Source organism: Streptosporangiales bacterium (genome assembly GCA_009379825.1).
Lineage (GTDB): Bacteria > Actinomycetota > Actinomycetes > Streptosporangiales > WHST01 > WHST01.
The window spans coordinates 66,717-83,922 of record WHTA01000016.1; the positions used below are offsets into that span (position 1 = coordinate 66,717).

Consider the following 17,206-nt stretch of genomic DNA (forward strand, 5'->3'; position numbering starts at 1 on the left):
AGGTCTGTGGTTCGGACCTTAGACCGCCCGCTGTCGCGCGGCGTCGGTTGCCGTTCATCCGAGGGGAGCGATGGGCATGTGCGGGATCGTCGGTCTCCATCTCAAGCGCGAGTCCGCGCACCAGCCCCTGGGCGCGCACCTGGCCGAGATGCTCGACTGCATGACCACCAGGGGACCTGACTCTGCGGGCATCGCCCTCTACGCCGATCCGCTGCCGGGTGGTAGGCAGCGCTACTCGGTGCGGCTGCCGGAGCACGTGGACGCGGCCGAGGTCGCGAGGCGGGCCGGCATCGAGCTGGGGGACGAGGTCGCGGTCGAGAGCCTGCGGCCGGACGGTGCCGCGCTCGTCGCCGCCGGCGCGCCCGAGCAGGTCTCGGAAGCGATCCTGACCGCCGAGTCGGACGCGGTCGTCGTCGGCCACGGCACGGCCATCGAGATGTTCAAGGACGTCGGCTCGCCGCGCTCGATCTGCGACAGGTACGGCATCGCGCAGCGGTCGGCGTACCAAGGTGTCGGCCACACGAGGATGGCTACCGAGTCCGCGGTAACTACCGACGGCTCGCACCCGTTCGCCGTCGCGTCCGATCTCGTGCTGGTGCACAACGGTGCGTTCTCCAACTACGCCACCGTGCGGCGCAAGCTCGAACGCGAGGGCATCCGCTGCGTCACGGACAACGACTCCGAGGTCTGCGCGCGATACGTCGCGTGGCAGATGAGCCGTGGAGCGGATCTCGAGGACGCGCTGCGCATGGTGCTCAAGGAGCTGGACGGCTTCTACACGTTGCTGGTGTCGACGGCTGACGAGTTCGCGGTCGTACGCGACTCCTTCGCCTGTAAACCGGCGGTGATCGCGGAGAACGACGACTACGTGGCGTTCGGGTCGGAGTTCCACGCACTCGCGTCGCTGCCCGACGTCGGCAAGGCGACCGTGTTCGAGCCGATGCCGGAGGAGATCCATATCTGGCGCAGGGGAGACGGTCGCGGATGGTCGCAGTGATGGGGGAGGTGTCGGTGTCGGACGCTGTCACGTTGGACTGCGGGGAGCTGTCCACCAGGGAGATCAACCGTGAGCTCGGGTCGCTGCCGGACGGCACGACCGCACGCATCGTCGAGCCGTGGGGCAGGCACAACCTCGCGGTCGGGCTTGCCAACCGCATCGACATACGCATCGCGGGCGGCGCCGGTTACTTCATCGGCGGTCTCGGCGACGGGCCGGACATCACGGTCGACGGCTTCGTCGGCTGGTCGGTGGCCGAGAACCTGATGAGCGGCACGGTGCGGGTGCGCGGCAACGCGTCGGAGTGCGCGGGTGCGTCCAGTCACGGCGGGTTGCTGGTGATCGAGGGCGACGCCTCGTCGCGCGCCGGGATCTCGCTGAAGGGCGGCACGATCGTCGTCGCGGGCGATGTCGGGCACATGAGCGGCTTCATGGCCCAGGCCGGCACGATGCTGGTCGGCGGCGATGCCGGGCACGCGCTCGGCGACTCGCTGTACGAGACGGTGATCTACGTGGCCGGCAAGGTCGCGTCCCTCGGCTCGGACGCCCGCATCGAGGAGATGACCGAGGCCGACGTGGCCGTCGTGGAGGAGCTGGTGAAGGGCGCCGGCTTCGACCACATCGACCCGCAGAACGTCACGAGGGTCGCCTCGGCGAAGCAGCTGTACAACTTCGACGCGCTGAAGGGGCAGAGCTACTGATGAGTGATTCAGCCGACCACAGCGCGCCAGACGAGAACATCAGGACGAGCAACACGTTCCCGCCCGACGTGCTCAGGGACATCCAGCTGATGGCCGCCGAGGGCAGGTACGAGATCCGCGGCTGGGGAGCCAAGCGGGCCGTGCCCAGCTTCGACGACCTGGTGTTCCTCACCGCGTCTGCGTCCAGGTACCCGCTCGAGGGGTACAGGGAGCGCTGCGACACGACGACCGTGCTCGGCAGCCGTTACGCGAGCAAGCCACTGGAGCTCGCGATCCCCATCACCATCGCGGGCATGAGCTTCGGGGCGCTGTCCGCGAACGCCAAGGAGGCGCTGGGCCGTGCCGCGACCGCCGTCGGCACGTCGACCACGACGGGCGACGGCGGCATGACGGCCGAGGAGCGCAAGGCGTCGAAGACGCTGGTGTACCAGTGCCTGCCGTCCAGGTACGGGTTCAACCCCGCCGACCTGCGTGCAGCGGACGCGATCGAGGTCGTCATCGGGCAGGGCGCCAAGCCGGGCGGTGGCGGCATGCTGCTCGGCCAGAAGGTCAGCGAGCGGGTCGCGGAGATGCGCACCCTGCCCGCCGGTATCGACCAGCGGTCGGCGAGCCGGCACCCGGACTGGGTGGGTCCCGACGATCTCCGCATAAAGATGGAGGAGCTGCGCGAGGCGACCTCGTGGGAGAAGCCGATCTACGTCAAGGTCGGTGCGACCAGGGTGGCCAACGACGTCAAGCTCGCGGTCGCGGCCGGTGCGGACGCCGTCGTGGTCGACGGCATGCAGGGCGGCACGGGCGCGACGCAGGACGTGTTCATCGAGCACGCCGGCATCCCCTCGCTGCCCGCGGTGCGGCTGGCGGCGGAGGCGCTGCGCGAGGTCGGTAAGGAAGACGAGGTGCAGCTCATCGTCTCCGGCGGCATCAGGACGGGCGCCGACGTCGCGAAGGCGCTGGCGCTCGGCGCGGACGCCGTCTCCATCGGCGTCGCTCCGCTGGTGGCCCTTGGCTGCAACTCGCGTACGTACGTCAAGGACGGCAAGGAGCACGACGCCACCGCCGACTACGCCGCCATCGGGGCCACGCCAGGGCACTGCGACCGGATGCACACCGGCCGGTGCCCGGTCGGTATCGCGACCCAGGACCCCGAGCTCGCCTCCCGGTTGGATCCGGACTGGGGAGCGCAGCGGGTGGCGAACTACCTGAAGGCGTTGACCATGGAGGTCACCACGCTGGCCCGCGCGTGCGGGAAGTCCAGTGTGCACAACCTCGAACCAGAGGATCTGGTGGCGCTGACCATCGAAGCCGCGGCGATGGCCCAGGTGCCACTCGCCGGCACCAACTGGATACCCGGTCACCCCAAGGGCGGTTGGTGACAGAACGAGTCGACGACAAGCCGACCGCGAGAAGGATTGAGGAGAATCTGGTGGCTGACGAACGCGACCGAATGCTCAAGCAGGCCGAGAAGGACGGCATCGAATTCTTCCTCGCGATGTTCGTCGACATGCACGGCAAGCCGTGCGCGAAGGCGGTCCCGGCCAGCGCCGTCGACCAGCTCTTCGAGAACGGCGCCGGCTTCGCCGGTTTCGCGGTCGGCGACATCGGGCAGTCGCCCGCCGACCCCGACCTGGCGGCGATGCCCGACCCGACGTCGTACACCCGGCTGCCGTGGCAGCCCACCGTGGCCGTAGTGCACTGCGATCCCTACGTCGACGGTGAGCCTTGGCCGTACGCGCCGCGGGTCATCCTCCGCCGCCAGCTCGACCGGCTGCGCGACGAACGCGGCTGGGTGCTGAAGACCGGCGTGGAAGCCGAGTACATGCTGGTGCGGCGTACCCCTGACGGTGGCATCGAGATCGCCGACCAGCTCGACACCGCCGAGAAGCCGTGTTACGAGGCCAAGGGCCTGAGCAGGATGTGGGGACACCTCTCCACGGTGTCGGCGTACATGAACGAGCTCGGCTGGGCGAACTACGCCAACGACCACGAGGACGGCGCCGGGCAGTTCGAGCAGAACTTCGCGTTCGCGGACGCGTTGACGACCGCGGACCGGGCGATCTTCCTGCGCTACATGGTGCACGTGCTCGCGCACGAGGCCGGCATGGCGGCGACGTTCATGCCCAAGCCGTTCAGCCAGTACACCGGCAACGGCCTGCACACCCACCTGAGCATCTGGGACACCGACGACAACCCGTTGTTCGAGACCGACCACGATGCGCGCGGCCTCGGCCTGAGCGGCTTGGCGTACCAGTTCATGGGCGGGCTGGTCGAGCACGGCCGCGCGATGGCCGGGCTGATCTGCCCGACGGTCAACTCCTACAAGCGCATCGGCGTGGGCGCCCCGAACTCGGGGTCCACCTGGGCGCCGGCGTACAACGCGTACGGCGGCAACAACCGCACGGTGATGCTGCGGGTGCCCGAGGGCGGCCGGATGGAACACCGTGGTGTGGACGGCTCCGCGAACCCGTACCTGGCCTTCGCCGGTCTGCTGGCGGCCGGCCTGGACGGCGTGGACAGGGGCGCCGATCCCGGTGAGCCGGTGAGCGACGACCTGTTCGCGCTGTCCGGCGACGAGGTCGCGGGGCGCGGTATCGAGCGGCTGCCGGCCACGCTGCTCGAGGCCGTCGACGAGCTGGCCGGCGACAAGGTGCTGCGCAGCGCGCTCGGCGAGGTGCGCAGCGGCGACTACGTGGACTACTACGCCGGCGTGAAGCGCCGCGAGTTCCTCGAGTACCACGCGGCGGTCAGCGACTGGGAGGTCAACAGGTACCTCACGTTGTTCTAAGCCCATCGGGGGTCTTGAAAGGGAGGAAAGACGACGATGTCTGACCCTGACCCACGGATCGAGTCGATGCTCAACCGCGACCTGGTGAGTGCCGTGATCTTCACCGTCGCGATGTGGCTCGTCCTCGTGTTCACCTATCTGATGGTCGTATCGATCGCGCCTGGCGCGCTGCTGCGCATCGTGCTCGGCGTGGCCATGCTCGCACTCGGTGGCTTCAACACGGCATCGATGGTTGCCCTCATCCAGCGGTACCGGCAGCACAGGAACGTCATCTACACCGAGGACCTGCGCCACCTGGACATGGGGCGCGCAGCGAAGGCGGGCAAGTCATGAGCGCGCCCGCGAGGTCACGGCAGTCGGGCCGCAGCCAGTTCGTCGACGCCGCCGTGCTGCTGGTGTTGCTGTTCACCACGCTGTTCGTCACCACCTGGATCGTGGAACGGACGTCCGCCGACACCGGCGGCGGTGACACCGAGGCGGTCAAGAGCGTCGACGAGCTGCCCATCTCCGGTGCCGAGCGTGCCCAGTACCAGCGCATGATCGACCAGGGCCTGGTCGACGAGGCGACGGTGAACCAACAGGTCGCCGACAACGCGCCGTCGAAGGACAAGTACCCGATCAACCCGGTGCTGCTCCTGGCGACGGCGCTGCTGCTGCTCGGCTACCTGGCGTTCGTGTATCGCGTGTCGTTCAAGGAGTACCGAGAGGTCATCGAGCACAAGTTCGACCGGTTGGATGGGCGATCATGAGTGCGACGACGCTGCTCGAGCTCGGGGCCTGGGTACTCAGTGCGGTGATCGCCATCTGGCTCGTCGTGGACGTGGTCAAGACCGGCAGGAAGTACGACGAGGACTTCCTCACCAGCACGGTGGAGGACCTCGACGACATCTCAGGTGAGGGGTCGCGGCCATGAGTGAGAGCGTGCAGACCGCGGAGAGGCCGGATCACCTCTCGCTACGCAAGGTGCTCTCGCCGATCCACATCTGGGGTCTCGGCGTGGGCATTGTGCTCGTCGGTGAGTTCATGGGCTGGAACTTCTCGGTCGAGAAGGGCGGCATGTACGGCGGCCTGGTCGCGTGCTGGGTCGTCGGTCTGCTCTACACCGCGATCGTGATGATCAACTCGGAGGTCACCTCCGCCATCCCCGCCGCCGGCGGCCAGTACGCGCAGGCGAAGCACACCATCGGCCCGCTGATGGCGTTCAACGTCGGGCTCTACCTGACGCTGGCGTACACCATGCTGGAGGCGGCGAACGCCAACGTGCTCGGTTACCTGCTGACCACCATGTCCACGGTGCTCGGCAGCCAGACCGAGCTGAGCGCGTACCCGTTCGCCGTGCTCGCGATCCTCGGCCTCGCCTGGCTGAACTACCGCGGCATCTTCGTCACGCTGTCGGTGAACTTCCTGATCACCGGCTTCGCGTTCCTCACCATCGTGGCGCTGTTCATCGGCGTCGCCGGCTGGAACCCGTCGGGCACCATGGCGCTGCAGGGCCTGACCGGTGACCTCGCGAACGGCCTGCCGTATGGCTGGATCGGCGTGGTCGCGGCCTGTCAGTTCGGCATGTGGTACTACCTCGGCATCGAGGGCACCGCCCAGGCGGCGGAGGAGTGCCGGTCGGCGCCGCGGGCGATCCCGCTGGGCAGCATGGCCGGGATCATGACGCTGATCATCGCCGCGACGCTCACCTGGTACGTGTGTGCGGGCCTGGTGCCGTGGCAGTACCTCGGCACGGCGATCACACCGCTGTTCGACGCGGCGAGGGTCACCGGCAACGGCGTGCTCGTACTGCTGCTGATGTTCGGCACGTTGTTCGCCACCTTGGCGTCGGCGAACGGCTGCATCACCGACGCCTCGCGTGCGTGGTTCTCGATGGGCCGCGACAGGTACCTGCCGGAGTGGTTCGGCGCAGTGCACCCGCGCTACCGCACGCCGTTCAGGGCGATCGTGTTCCTGGTTCCGATCGCCATCGCGTTCGCGATCCTGCCGATCCTGCTGCAGCGCGACACGTTGCTCTCGACGGTGATCACGTTCTCGATCCTGTCCGGGCTGTTGATGTACGCGTTCATGGGGCCGAACTTCATCAGGTTCAGGCGGCTGTGGCCGCTCGGCAGCATCCCGCGGCAGTACACCCTGCCGTTCCACCCGGTGCCGGCGATCATGCTGATCCTCATCGTCGGGCTGGTGTTCTTCGCGACCTTCCTCGGCTACGGTGTCGCGCTGATCTCGGTGCTGGCGTTCTACCTGCTGGCGTCGGTGTGGTTCGTTGCGCGGAGGTTCAAGCACGTGGACAAGGACGCCCAGTTCACCGCGCCACTACCGAGACCGCGTGGGTACTGATGGACGCCAGGTTGCTGCTGTTCCTCGTCGTGGCGGCGGTCGTCGCCGCGGCGGGGGCGGTGCTGCACGCCCGTAAACGCGCTCGCGTGCGGGACGAGCGCGGCCGGTTGTTCGCTGCCGTGCAGCCGCTGTTCACCGACGTCTCCGTCACGCAGGACGACGTGTCGTTCCCCGTGCTCACCGGTTCGCGGGCCGGCCACCGGTGGCGGCTGGAGCCGATCGTCGACTCGCTCACGTTCCGGAAGCTCCCGGTGCTCTGGCTCGCGGTGACGTGCTACGCGGAGCTCGAGGTGCGGGCACCGGTGTCGGTGCTGCTGCGGCCGACGGGCAACGAGTTCTACTCGCCGAACGCGCGCTACCAGCACCGGCTGCCGCTGCCGGACGGCTGCCCAGAGCACGCCAGGGCAGCCGCGGCGGAGCCGGTGGGCGACGTCGAGCTCGGCGCAGTCACCGAGCTGCTCGATGCGGACCGCACGAAGGAGGTCGTGCTGTCCGCTCGCGGGCTGCGTGTCGTACGACAGGTGACCGAAGCCGAGTCCGGACCGTACCGGGTGGGCCGGCGGGTGGACCTGGGGGCTCCGGTGCTGCCGGCGGCGGAGATCGCCGAGCTGTGCGACGTGCTGCTGGCCACCGTGACCGACCGGCAGGCGGTGGCGCGGTGACCGTGCTCTCCCGGGCCAGGCAACAGCTCACCCGGACCCCGCTGCTCGTGCTGCTGACCGCGGCGGTGCTGCCTGGCGTCGGGCACGTCGTGCTCGGGCGGCCGTACCGCGGCCTGATGTTCGTGTTCTACATCCTGCTGCTCGGCATCATCACCGTGCACGTCGCTGACCCGGACAGGTCGTTCCTCGGCAGGTACGCGGGCGGCATCTTCGTCTACGCAATCAGCCTGATGGACGCCTACCGGCTCGCCGCCCGGGACCGGGCCGAGGCTCAGGCGCGCTCGTAGCGCGCGTCGACGACCTGGTAGCCGACCTCGCGGAGCACGTTGTCCATGGCGATCCGCAACACCGCCGGGTCGCTGGCGTCGATGCGGATCCGCCAGCCGGCCGTGGTGTCGCCGCCCAGATAGCTGCCAGCCACGGTGATCCGCTGATCCTGGACGGTGCCTTCGCACGTCATCCAGTGCGGGCTCTGGTGCCACGAGTCGCACCAGACGGCGACCGCCGTGCCCGGGTCGGCGCCGTCGCCGAGCAGCAGGAAGCCGTCCTGTTCGACACCGTCGGTCGTCCAGGTGTACGCGACGGTGGCGAAGCTGCCGCGCGCCGCCGGTCGCACGGTGGCGGTGGCCGGTGACTCGCCGTATGGGTCGTCGGGCATCAGCCGCATCCTCGAGGTGCCCACCCAGGTCCCGGTCAGCGCGGCCATCGTCTGCCTGGTGCGGATGCTCGCTGCGCTCATGGCCCGACCCTAGTGTCGGCCGCCGGCCGTGGCCTCTTCAATCTTGCGGTGTCAGGATCGCCAGGGCGACCAGCACCGGCGGCTCCTGCGTGTACTGCGGCCGCAGCCACACGTCGCGGTGCACGCGTTCCGTGCCGGTGCGGATCACCACCGGCTGCGGCGCGGCACCGACCGTCATGCCCTCGCCGGGGACCAGCCGGGTGAGCGGGTCGGCCGCCGGCCCGATGCCGGCGGCGAGCACCCGGTAGCGGCCGGGCGGTACGGCCGGCAGCTCGTATGGGCCGGGGCGCAGCAGGTACTGCCCCGTGATCGGCCGGCTCTGCGCGATCGCGTGCGGGAACAGCCCGATGTACACCGCGCTCTCGGTCGGGCAGTACACCGTGCCGCGCACCACGGCCGTGGACGTAGAGGGCTGGCTGCGTGCGATGGCCGTCGAGGCCGGGCGGTCGAGCGCGTCGGGCAGCCGGCGGAACTCGTCCGGAGCGACCCCGACGAGCTTGCGGAACCTGGTGGAGAACGTGCCGAGGCTGTCGAAGCCGACCGCGAAGCACGCATCGGTCACCGACGCACCCTCGGTGACCAGCAGCCGCTTGGCCAGGTCGAAGCGCAGGGCCGTGCGGAACTCGCCGGGCGGGATGCCGACCACGGAACGGAACAGCCGGGCCAGGTGGAACGGGCTGTAACCGACGGCATCGGCGAGGTCGTGCAGCGTCAGCTTGGTCTGCACCTCGGCACGCATCAGCTCGATCACGGCGTCGATCGTCTCGAGCCGCCGACCGTCGTCCTGCTCGGTGAGCGTGGCCTGCCCCGTCATTGCCGCACACCATAGTCAGCCGCACCGACAACGGAAGCGGGTGGCAACCGACCAGGTCGGTTGCCACCCGCTGCGACAGCTACGAGGGCAGAACTACTCGGCGCCTGCGGCGGCCTTCTGCTTCTCGATGTCGGGGACGTCGGTGCCGCGCACCGACGCTCCCGCGGTCTCCTTCGCGAAGTAGACGGCGATCAGGCCGACCACGCTCGCGGCCATCAGGTAGAACGCGGGGAAGTAGTTGCCGATCTTCTCCGTGCCCCAGGTGTTGATCGCCGGCGTCGGTCCACCGGCGAGCGCCGTGGCCACGTTGTAGGTGAGCGCGAACGCGAAGTACCTGATGTGCGTGGGGAACATGGCAGGGAACGTCGCGGAGATCGTGCTCAGCTGCGGCACGTAGACGATGCCGAGCCCGACGAGCGCGAGGATCTTCACCGGGATCGGCGCGTTGAGCATCAGGTAGAACGCCGGCAGGGCGAGGACGAACAACGCCGTGCCGGAGAAGAACCACGACGGGCGCCTACCCCATCTGTCGGACGCGGAGCCGCCGAGCGCCATCAGCGCCATCATCACCGCGTACATGATCGCCGTGAGGCCGAGTGCCCAGTTCTCGCTGAGTCCTGCGCCCTTCGGGTTGCCCAGGTAGCTGACCATGTACGTGAACAACGTGTAGTTGTGCACGTTCAGCATGAGCACCATGCCGAAGCAGATGACGATGGGCTTCCAGTGCTTCGCCAGGTCCTTGAACTGCGCCGCGGTCTGCTGCTCCTGGGCGCCTTCGGCCGCCAGCTCCTTGAAGACCGGGGTGTCCTCCAGCTTCGACCTCATGTAGAGGCCGAACAGGCCGATCGGTCCGGAGAGCAGGAACGGGATCCGCCAACCCCACGAGTCGAAGTCCGCCTGGCCAACGATGGTGAGCACCAGCAGGCTGACCCCGGTGCCGGCGAGGAACCCGGTCAGCGTGCCGAACTCCAGGAAGCTGCCGTAGAAGCCGCGCTTCTTGTCCGGCGAGTACTCGGCCATGAACGTCGCGGCGCCCCCGTACTCCCCGCCGGCCGCCAGGCCCTGCACGACACGCATCAGCACGAGGATGATCGGCGCGACCACCGAGATGGTGGAGAAGCTCGGGATACAACCGATGATGAACGTGCCACCAGCGATCAGGATGACGGTGAAGGCAAGGATCTTCTGCCGACCGACGCGGTCACCGATGGCGCCGAAGATTCCCGCACCCAGCGGTCGCACCACGAACGGCACCGCGAAGATGGTGAAGACGAGCATCTGCCGCAGGAATGCCGGCATGCTCTCGGGTAGGAAGTGGATCCCGATCTGAGCGCTGAGGAAGCCGTACAGCCCGTAGTCATACCACTCGATGGCGTTGCCGATCGCCGAGCCGGCGATCGCACGATGCAACGTCTTCTTCTCTTCTTGCGGCGAAAGTCCGCCAGCCCCTGCGGGTGCGGCTTCCTGTGACCCCATCGGGTCACCTCCTCTGGGTTTTCGGTTTGCTCTGTCTAGTCGAACCGCCGCCGAGCGCGTCCGGCCGGGGTTTGCCGGATGCTCAGCGATCCCCCTTGTTTCGAACGGCTAGCCGCCTGCGACCCCTGTCGCGACGGACTTCTCCCAGATATCGATCGCCGCGTCGACCTCATCGGCATTCACGACGAGTGCGGGGATCATGCGTACCACGTTGCCGTGGGCACCGCACGTTAGCAGGAGCAGCCCGTTCTCGGCAGCCGTCTGCTGTACCCGGTTTGCGGTGGGTGTGTCGGGACGTCCGTCGGCGTCGACGAACTCCGAACCGAGCATCAGTCCGAGTCCACGGACGTCGCCGATGCCCTTGTGCTGTGCTGCTACGTTGCGTAGTCCCGCTTCGAGCCGGCTGCCCATCGCCTTCGCGTTGGTAACAAGCCCTTCGTCGTCGATGACGTCCAGGGTGGCCAGCGCAGCCGCGCACGAGACCGGGTTGGCGCCGTAGGTGCCGCCCTGCGAGCCGGGCCAGGCCTTGCTCATCACCTCCTCGCTCGCCGCGATCGCCGACAGTGGGAACCCGCTTGCGATGCCCTTGGCGATGGTGAGCACGTCCGCCCGCACGTCGAAGTGGTCGTGCCCCCAGTACTCGCCGGTGCGCCCGAATCCGGTCTGGATCTCGTCGACGACGAGCAGGATGCCGTGCTTGTCGGCACGCTCCCGCAGGCCCGCGAGGAAGCGGGTGTTCGCCGGCACGTAGCCGCCCTCACCGAGCACCGGCTCCACGAAGAACGCGGCGGTGTCGTTCGGCGGCGCGGTGGTGGCGAGCACGTAGTCGAGCTCCTGCAGCGCGAAGTCGGTCGCCTGCTCGACGGTCCAGCCGTACCGGTACGCGTTCGGGAACGGCGAGACGACGATGTTGGACGGCAGCGGCCCGATGCCGGCGCGGAACTTCGGCCCGGACGTGGTCATCGCGGCCGCGCCGTAGGTGCGGCCGTGGAACGAGCCGTGGAAGACCACGATGTTCTGCTTGCCGGTGGCCTGCCGTACCAGCCGCATGCTGGCCTCGATGGCCTCGCTGCCGGAGTTCACGTAGAACAGCCGGTCCAGGCCGGCGGGGAGCGCGCTGCCGAGCCTGGCGGTCAGGTCGCGCAGCGGCTTGCTCAGGATGGTCGTGTACTGGCCGTGGATCAAGGTGGCGACCTGGCGCTGGGCCGCCTCCACTACCTTCGGATGGCAGTGGCCGGTCGAGGTGACGCCGATCCCGGCGGTGAAATCCAGGTACTGCCGACCCTCGTCATCGTAGATGTAGACGCCCTCGCCACGGGCTGCGTGGACGGGCGTTGCTTGCTTGAGCTGTGGCGACAGCTCGGTCATGGGCTGCTCCTCGTAGGATTGTTGACAATCGCGCAGCATACAAACTCACCCGCGGGGAGAACAGTACCTGCGTCTCAAAGATTGACATTGCGTGAACGGGGGAGGTGGTTGGACGGCCGCTCTGCGTAGGCTGGCAGCAGGAGTTCGCGGACAAGGAGTGTTAGCTACATGACCAGTACGCAAGAGACCGCGGTGGTGGATGCGGTCCGCAAGGAGCTCTTCATCGACGGTGTCTGGCGCCCCGCCGAAGGAGGCAAGGTATTCGACGTCGAGGACCCTTCGACCGGCAAGCCGCTCTGTTCGGTGGCCGACGGCTCCTCTGCCGATGGTTTCGCTGCGCTCGACGCCGCGACCGCCGCACAGGCGTCCTGGGCCGCCACCCCGCCGCGGGAGCGCGGCGAGATCCTGCGCCGGGCGTACGAGAAGGTGGTGGCCAGGAAGGACGAGCTCGGCCTGCTCATGACGCTTGAGATGGGTAAGCCGGTCGCCGAGGCCACCGGTGAGATCCTCTACGCGGCCGAGTTCCTCCGCTGGTTCGCCGAGGAGGCCGTGCGGGTCGAGGGCGGCTACCAGACGTCGGCGGACGGCAAGAGCCGAGTGATGATCATGCGCCAGCCGGTCGGGCCGTGCCTGTTGATCACGCCGTGGAACTTCCCGACCGCGATGTTCACCCGCAAGGTCGCACCGGCGCTCGCGGCCGGCTGCACCGCAGTGTTCAAGCCGTCCGAGTTCACCCCGCTGTCGGCGCTCGCGATGACGGAGATCTTCACCGAGGCAGGGCTGCCTGCCGGCGTGCTCAACGTGGTGCCGACCACCGACGCCGGTGGCCTGATGGAGCCGTTGATCAAGGACGGCCGGGCCAGGAAGCTGTCGTTCACCGGGTCCACCGCGGTGGGCAAGAAGCTGCTGGCGCAGTGCGCCGACAACGTCATGCGCACGTCGATGGAGCTCGGTGGCAACGCGCCGTTCATCGTCTTCGAGGACGCGGACGTCGACCAGGCGGTCGACGGCGCGATGCTCGCGAAGATGCGCAACATCGGCGAGGCCTGCACGGCGGCCAACCGGCTGTACGTGCACGAGTCGGTGGCCGAGGAGTTCTCCCGCAAGCTCGCCGACAAGATGGGCGCGCTGACCGTCGGCCGCGGCGTGGACGACGGCGTGAACGTCGGCCCGCTGATCAACAGCCAGGCGGTGGAGAAGGTCGACCGGTTGGTCACCGACGCCGTCAGCAAGGGCGCGACGGCGGTCATCGGCGGCCAGCGCGGCGACGGCGACGGGCACTTCTACCCGCCGACGGTGCTCACCGACGTGCCGGTCGACGCCGACCTGCGGCGTGCGGAGATCTTCGGCCCGGTCGCTCCGATCGTCACGTTCGGCAACGAGGAGGAGCTGCTCGAGCAGGCCAACGACACCGAGTACGGCCTGGTGACGTACGTCTTCACCACGAACTTCGCCCGCGCGCTGCGGGTGTGCGAGCGGCTGGAGAGCGGCATGGTCGGCCTGAACCAGGGCATCGTGGCCAACGCCGGCGCCCCGTTCGGCGGGGTGAAGCACTCCGGCCTCGGCCGGGAGGGTGGCCGGCTCGGCATCGAGGAGTTCCTCGAGGTCAAGTACATCGCTACACCGAACCCGCACTGACCCGGTCACGACGTCCGCGGGTCCACGGCGCGGCTGCCCGGCTGGGTAGCCGCGCCGTCCCGTCTCACTCGCGTGCCCGGTCACTGCTGGCGGGACGGCCCGCTTCGCGCGCTCGTCACTGGTCCTGCTGGCGGGCCGTACCGCGGTCTGGTGCCGTCGTACGGTGCAGCCGGTCGTAGCCCGCCATGATCCGCCGGACCTCGTTGGCGGTGGAGCGGTCGCGGTCGGTGGCGGGGTTGCTCGGCAGTGCCTGACGCAGCTCCTGACGTGCTCCCAGCCACGACTTCCGCGTCTCCGCGACCCAGGTCTGCGCGGGCTTCGCGCCGCAGGCCTGCTGCTCGCTCAGCGCGTCCATGAATATCTCCCCGTGGCCGAGGACCCTGGCGATCTGCTCCCGCAGGCCACTCTCCTCGGGTTTCCTGAGCTGGCGGACGAGTAGCGCGAGGGCGTTGCGCTCGCTGTTGACGCTCCCGCGCTCGACCGCCGTTCTTCGTTGGCTCGTGGTGGACTCGTGCCTCATCTGACTCCTCATGTAGGCCGGATGGTCGTCACGCTCCTCGTCGAGCCACCGCTCGCCGGGTCTGTCGCACGAGGTGCGGGGGACGCTACGGTCATCGCTGTTCCTGGCGCGTGTCGGACGACTGGCTGCGGGGCTTGCGCTCGTCGCGGCGCTCGTCCGGCCGCGGGTTCGCCCGGGTGGGGGTGCTGCCGCGGGTTTGCTCCAGGTACCTGGTCCTCGCCCGGTCGCGGATCTGGTCCGTCTCGGTCAGGACGCGGGCGATCGTCCAGTTGGGACGGGTCGACCGCAGGGCCTCGCGTGCGTCACTCCACGTCTGTTGGGCTCGGCCGGGCTCGGTGCGGTCGGCGTCGGTGTTGCTGCCCCACGGGGTCAGCATGCTGAGCTTGTGGGCGTACCTGTGCCCATGACCAAGGACGGCGCCCGCCTTGGCCATCACGTCCTCGTCGGTCGGGCTTTACCTGACTTCACCGACCTGCAGCTCGAGGAGCGCCAGTTCGAGGCGAACGGCGCTGCGTTCGTCGTCGAGCCAGGACGAGTTGCCCATGGCGCGCGCATTGCATGGGGACTCGTGCGGCATCGCGGCCTCCTGTCGGCTCACTCCTCCTCCTGCCGCACGCCGGACGACTGGCTACGGGTGGGCCCGGCCGTCGGCCCGGTACCGGTCGGTGGCCTTGTTGCGGGCCTGATCCGTCTCGGCCAGCAGCTTCTGCACCATCCGGCCGGGGCCGGCCGAGCGCAGCCCTTCGCGCACGTCGGTCCACGCCCGGCGGGCGCGCTTGGCCTCGGCACGGGTGGCCTCGGTGTTGCTGCTGCAGGCCCGCAGCATGCCCACCTGGTGGGCGTACGCGTGCCCGTGGGCGATGACGGCGCCCATCTTGTCGACCAGGGTCTTGTCCAGCTGGCCGTACTGGAGTTCGATGTGCATCTGCAGTCGAGACGCCTCGCCGCGTACGGCGTCCCGCTCGTCCTCGAGCCAGAACGAGTCGGCCGTGTTGCGGGGGTTGCTGGGGAGCTCGAACGCCATCGTGGCACTCCTCCTACCGGGTCGTGGACCCGCTCGGATGTCCCTGCGGTACGACTGGTTCCGGACCGACGCGGTCTACGACGAAGGGTTACCGAGTGTGCTCGGTCCCGGCAGGAGGGGCGCGCCGTCACCGGTCGGGTCGTGCAGGACCCGGCTTGCGCTCTGCTGGCTCGCGTCGCTCGTCCCGGTCGCGCGTGCTTGTGCGTGCACGGCCCTGGGTCAGCAACCCACGGTGCAAGCCCAGGGTGTCTTTGAAATGCCCGCGCGTGTCCGCGGTGCGCAGCTCCTTCAGGGCGTCGTGCCAAGCCCCCTGGGACTGCGTTGCCTCGGCGCGGGCCGCCGGGGTGTTGTTCGGGTACGCGGTCAGCAGAGTCAGCTGGACGGCGTAGCGGTGACCGTTGGCCATGGCCGCACCGGCCTTGGTCATCAGCTGCTTGTCCGCATCGGAGTGCCCGAGCTTGGCCACCCCGCGCTCCAGGAATCCCACTGCGGAGCTGACTCGCTCCCGCTCCCGGTCCACTGCATGCATAGCGGCGACGTTGTCCCGCGTCTCGGCCGGGATCTCGAACCTGTTCTGGTCACGCTGCATGGTGCGTCACGGTAGTGCCTCGGGTACATGCCGTGGGGTGGTCAGGCGCCGCGTAGCGCACCGCGGCGGCCGGGGCGCCGCGCGCGGTGGTGGTTACTCCAGGTGGTTGGAGAGCCGGTTGATGGCGTCCTGCATGTGGGCGTCGAGGAACTCCAGCGCGCCGGCGCCGTCGCCGTTCTTGATCGCCAGGACGATCTTTTCGTGCTCGTTCACCAGGTCGGACGACGTGCTGTACATCGGGGGCAGGGCGGAGAGGCACATCCGGGTCTCGACCAGCAAGGTGGTGGCCATCCGCTGCAACCGCGGGCTCTCCGAGGCCGCGACGAGCGCCTCGTGGAACGCCAGGTCGGCCTTGCTCAGCGCCGCCGAGTCGCCACGGTCCGCCGCCCTGGTCATCTTGGCCAGCACCTTCGCCAGGGTGGCCGCGGTGCGTTCCGGGTGGCGTTCCAGGATCAGCCGCACGGCGGCGCTCTCCACCGCCGTGCGCGCGGCGTAGATGTCGATGATGTCCGCCGTGGTCAGTTCGGTGACGAACAGCCCGCGGTGGCGTACGGCGCGCAGCAGTCCCTCCTGGACGAGACGCTGCATCGCCTCGCGCACCGGCCCGCGACTGACGTTGAACCGCTGGGCGAGGTCGACCTCGCCCAGCTGGTCGCCCTGCGCGAACGCGCCGGACATGATCGCTTCCCTGAGCTGGTCGGCGATCAGCCCGGCGGTGGCTTGCCGGCTGATCGGCTTGAGTCCATCGGCTGACGCCGCCATGTGAGGGCTCCTCGTGCCGGTCAGTTCGTTGCCGGCGCGGCACCGCCGGCGCTTCGATTCTCGAACAACGTGCCGAGCCCGGTGCGCGGTGTGGTGTCACCGGCCAGCCGCAGGCCCTCCCACGCGGTCACCTGGTTCGCGGTGAGCACCGGTTTGCCGACCCGCGCCTCCAGGGCGTCGAGCCAGGCGACCGAGTGCAGCGCAGTGTCGGGCAGCAGCACCGCGTCTGCGTCCGCGTGGTCACCGCCGACGGCCAGCGCGAGGACGGCAGCCTCGTCGAGCGTGCCCACGTCGCCGGCCAGGAAGATGCCCTCGCTGCCGAAGTTGACCACGTCCAGGCCGCCGTCGCCGAGGAACTCCACGAACTTGCTCGCCACGTCCTCCGGGTACGTGGCCGCGACCGCGACCCTGCGGGCGCCGACCGCGTGGCAGGCGCGCGCGAACGCGATCGACGTGCTCGACGCGGGGGCGCCGGCCGTCTCCGTCAACGTGCGCGCCTGTTCCGCGGCACCGTCCCAGCCGAACACGAAGCTGCCGCTGGTGCACGCCCACACCACCGACTGCGGCTGATGGTGCGCGGTGAGCTGGCGCCAGCCGGCGGCGAGCTCCTCCGGCTGGCCGACGGCGAGCAGCGCCTCGACCGTGTGCGGAACGTCCTGCTCAGTGGTGTGTACCAGCGGCAACGCGACGTCCGGGCCGAGCAGTTTGGCGAGCAGCGGGTAGTCGTCCTCGGCGGCATGACCCGGGTAGAGCATGCCAACGGTCGTGCGTGTAGTCACGGCCACCTCCGTGTA

The 17,206-nt window shown here is 69.1% G+C and carries 20 protein-coding genes; 10 read left to right on the forward strand and 10 right to left on the reverse strand.

The genetic code is table 11. The features are described 5' to 3' along the window. Positions 1–76: 76 nt before the first annotated feature. The 9 genes from GEV07_10990 to GEV07_11030 all read left to right on the forward strand — a co-directional run bounded on the left by GEV07_10990 (position 77) and on the right by GEV07_11030 (position 7,769). Positions 77–997, forward strand: coding sequence for a glutamine amidotransferase (locus tag GEV07_10990; protein MQA03216.1), 921 nt, complete (start codon positions 77–79; stop codon positions 995–997). Beyond that, positions 997–1,698 (forward strand): glutamate synthase, encoded by a 702-nt coding sequence (locus GEV07_10995; protein MQA03217.1) that lies wholly within the window; start codon positions 997–999, stop codon positions 1,696–1,698. The genes GEV07_10990 and GEV07_10995 overlap by 1 nt, the downstream gene beginning before the upstream one ends. After that, positions 1,698–3,071 carry an FMN-binding glutamate synthase family protein gene (locus tag GEV07_11000; protein MQA03218.1) on the forward strand — a complete coding sequence of 458 codons (1,374 nt, stop codon included), beginning with the start codon at positions 1,698–1,700 and terminating at the stop codon, positions 3,069–3,071. Before GEV07_10995 ends, GEV07_11000 begins: the two co-directional genes overlap by 1 nt. A gap of 71 nt (positions 3,072–3,142) precedes the next feature. Continuing rightward, a complete protein-coding gene (gene glnT / locus GEV07_11005; GenBank protein MQA03219.1) occupies positions 3,143–4,480 on the forward strand; it encodes a type III glutamate--ammonia ligase in 1,338 nt (445 codons plus the stop codon). A gap of 36 nt (positions 4,481–4,516) precedes the next feature. Beyond that, positions 4,517–4,813, forward strand: a complete 297-nt coding sequence (locus GEV07_11010) for a hypothetical protein (GenBank protein ID MQA03220.1) — start codon at positions 4,517–4,519, stop codon at positions 4,811–4,813. Beyond that, positions 4,810–5,229, forward strand: coding sequence for a hypothetical protein (locus tag GEV07_11015; GenBank protein MQA03221.1), 420 nt, complete (start codon positions 4,810–4,812; stop codon positions 5,227–5,229). Before GEV07_11010 ends, GEV07_11015 begins: the two co-directional genes overlap by 4 nt. 160 nt (positions 5,230–5,389) lie before the next feature. Next, on the forward strand, positions 5,390–6,820 hold the full coding sequence (locus GEV07_11020; GenBank protein MQA03222.1) for an amino acid permease: 1,431 nt from the start codon (positions 5,390–5,392) through the stop codon (positions 6,818–6,820). Then, complete coding sequence (locus GEV07_11025) at positions 6,820–7,482, forward strand: hypothetical protein (protein MQA03223.1); 663 nt, start codon at positions 6,820–6,822, stop codon at positions 7,480–7,482. The genes GEV07_11020 and GEV07_11025 overlap by 1 nt, the downstream gene beginning before the upstream one ends. Positions 7,483–7,484: 2 nt before the next feature. Further along, a complete protein-coding gene (locus GEV07_11030; GenBank protein MQA03224.1) occupies positions 7,485–7,769 on the forward strand; it encodes a hypothetical protein in 285 nt (94 codons plus the stop codon). Here GEV07_11030 and GEV07_11035 read toward each other — a convergent pair. The 4 genes from GEV07_11035 to GEV07_11050 all read right to left on the reverse strand — a co-directional run bounded on the left by GEV07_11035 (position 7,754) and on the right by GEV07_11050 (position 11,879). Beyond that, positions 7,754–8,221 carry a DUF1579 domain-containing protein gene (locus GEV07_11035; GenBank protein MQA03225.1) on the reverse strand — a complete coding sequence of 156 codons (468 nt, stop codon included), beginning with the start codon at positions 8,219–8,221 and terminating at the stop codon, positions 7,754–7,756. The genes GEV07_11030 and GEV07_11035 overlap by 16 nt on opposite strands. Positions 8,222–8,258: 37 nt before the next feature. Next, on the reverse strand, positions 8,259–8,960 hold the full coding sequence (locus GEV07_11040; protein MQA03226.1) for a helix-turn-helix domain-containing protein: 702 nt from the start codon (positions 8,958–8,960) through the stop codon (positions 8,259–8,261). Between the two features lie 168 nt (positions 8,961–9,128). Then, the gene (locus GEV07_11045; GenBank protein ID MQA03227.1) at positions 9,129–10,511 is read right to left on the reverse strand and encodes an MFS transporter; all 1,383 of its coding nucleotides are present in this window, start codon (positions 10,509–10,511) and stop codon (positions 9,129–9,131) included. Positions 10,512–10,619: 108 nt separating this feature from the next. Continuing rightward, positions 10,620–11,879 (reverse strand): aminotransferase class III-fold pyridoxal phosphate-dependent enzyme, encoded by a 1,260-nt coding sequence (locus GEV07_11050; protein ID MQA03228.1) that lies wholly within the window; start codon positions 11,877–11,879, stop codon positions 10,620–10,622. A 168-nt stretch (positions 11,880–12,047) separates the two neighbouring features. On the opposite strand from GEV07_11050, the gene GEV07_11055 reads away from it, so the two are divergent. Then, a complete protein-coding gene (locus tag GEV07_11055) occupies positions 12,048–13,517 on the forward strand; it encodes an aldehyde dehydrogenase family protein (GenBank protein MQA03229.1) in 1,470 nt (489 codons plus the stop codon). A gap of 115 nt (positions 13,518–13,632) precedes the next feature. On the opposite strand, the gene GEV07_11060 is transcribed toward GEV07_11055, so the two are convergent. The 6 genes from GEV07_11060 to GEV07_11085 all read right to left on the reverse strand — a co-directional run bounded on the left by GEV07_11060 (position 13,633) and on the right by GEV07_11085 (position 17,167). Further along, positions 13,633–14,037, reverse strand: coding sequence for a hypothetical protein (locus GEV07_11060; GenBank protein MQA03230.1), 405 nt, complete (start codon positions 14,035–14,037; stop codon positions 13,633–13,635). 91 nt (positions 14,038–14,128) lie between these two features. Next, positions 14,129–14,470 carry a hypothetical protein gene (locus tag GEV07_11065; protein MQA03231.1) on the reverse strand — a complete coding sequence of 114 codons (342 nt, stop codon included), beginning with the start codon at positions 14,468–14,470 and terminating at the stop codon, positions 14,129–14,131. 195 nt (positions 14,471–14,665) lie between these two features. Further along, positions 14,666–15,061 carry a hypothetical protein gene (locus GEV07_11070; protein MQA03232.1) on the reverse strand — a complete coding sequence of 132 codons (396 nt, stop codon included), beginning with the start codon at positions 15,059–15,061 and terminating at the stop codon, positions 14,666–14,668. 127 nt (positions 15,062–15,188) lie between these two features. Beyond that, complete coding sequence (locus GEV07_11075; protein ID MQA03233.1) at positions 15,189–15,650, reverse strand: hypothetical protein; 462 nt, start codon at positions 15,648–15,650, stop codon at positions 15,189–15,191. 93 nt (positions 15,651–15,743) lie between these two features. Continuing rightward, positions 15,744–16,412 (reverse strand): FCD domain-containing protein, encoded by a 669-nt coding sequence (locus GEV07_11080; protein ID MQA03234.1) that lies wholly within the window; start codon positions 16,410–16,412, stop codon positions 15,744–15,746. Between the two features lie 20 nt (positions 16,413–16,432). Beyond that, positions 16,433–17,167 (reverse strand): maleate cis-trans isomerase, encoded by a 735-nt coding sequence (locus tag GEV07_11085; protein MQA03235.1) that lies wholly within the window; start codon positions 17,165–17,167, stop codon positions 16,433–16,435. Positions 17,168–17,206: the final 39 nt, after the last annotated feature.

Bases quoted from the DNA above. Each gene is read 5' to 3' on its own strand.
- GEV07_10990 (MQA03216.1), top strand. From the start codon at position 77: ATGTGCGGGATCGTCGGTCTCCATCTCAAGCGCGAGTCCGCGCACCAG.
- GEV07_10995 (MQA03217.1), top strand. From the start codon at position 997: ATGGGGGAGGTGTCGGTGTCGGACGCTGTCACGTTGGACTGCGGGGAG.
- GEV07_11000 (MQA03218.1), top strand. From the start codon at position 1,698: ATGAGTGATTCAGCCGACCACAGCGCGCCAGACGAGAACATCAGGACG.
- glnT (MQA03219.1), top strand. From the start codon at position 3,143: ATGCTCAAGCAGGCCGAGAAGGACGGCATCGAATTCTTCCTCGCGATG.
- GEV07_11010 (MQA03220.1), top strand. From the start codon at position 4,517: ATGTCTGACCCTGACCCACGGATCGAGTCGATGCTCAACCGCGACCTG.
- GEV07_11015 (MQA03221.1), top strand. From the start codon at position 4,810: ATGAGCGCGCCCGCGAGGTCACGGCAGTCGGGCCGCAGCCAGTTCGTC.
- GEV07_11020 (MQA03222.1), top strand. From the start codon at position 5,390: ATGAGTGAGAGCGTGCAGACCGCGGAGAGGCCGGATCACCTCTCGCTA.
- GEV07_11025 (MQA03223.1), top strand. From the start codon at position 6,820: ATGGACGCCAGGTTGCTGCTGTTCCTCGTCGTGGCGGCGGTCGTCGCC.
- GEV07_11035 (MQA03225.1), bottom strand. From the start codon at position 8,221: ATGAGCGCAGCGAGCATCCGCACCAGGCAGACGATGGCCGCGCTGACC.
- GEV07_11040 (MQA03226.1), bottom strand. From the start codon at position 8,960: ATGCGTGCCGAGGTGCAGACCAAGCTGACGCTGCACGACCTCGCCGAT.
- GEV07_11045 (MQA03227.1), bottom strand. From the start codon at position 10,511: ATGGGGTCACAGGAAGCCGCACCCGCAGGGGCTGGCGGACTTTCGCCG.
- GEV07_11050 (MQA03228.1), bottom strand. From the start codon at position 11,879: ATGACCGAGCTGTCGCCACAGCTCAAGCAAGCAACGCCCGTCCACGCA.
- GEV07_11055 (MQA03229.1), top strand. From the start codon at position 12,048: ATGACCAGTACGCAAGAGACCGCGGTGGTGGATGCGGTCCGCAAGGAG.
- GEV07_11060 (MQA03230.1), bottom strand. From the start codon at position 14,037: ATGAGGCACGAGTCCACCACGAGCCAACGAAGAACGGCGGTCGAGCGC.
- GEV07_11065 (MQA03231.1), bottom strand. From the start codon at position 14,470: ATGGCCAAGGCGGGCGCCGTCCTTGGTCATGGGCACAGGTACGCCCAC.
- GEV07_11070 (MQA03232.1), bottom strand. From the start codon at position 15,061: ATGGCGTTCGAGCTCCCCAGCAACCCCCGCAACACGGCCGACTCGTTC.
- GEV07_11075 (MQA03233.1), bottom strand. From the start codon at position 15,650: ATGCAGCGTGACCAGAACAGGTTCGAGATCCCGGCCGAGACGCGGGAC.
- GEV07_11080 (MQA03234.1), bottom strand. From the start codon at position 16,412: ATGGCGGCGTCAGCCGATGGACTCAAGCCGATCAGCCGGCAAGCCACC.
- GEV07_11085 (MQA03235.1), bottom strand. From the start codon at position 17,167: ATGCTCTACCCGGGTCATGCCGCCGAGGACGACTACCCGCTGCTCGCC.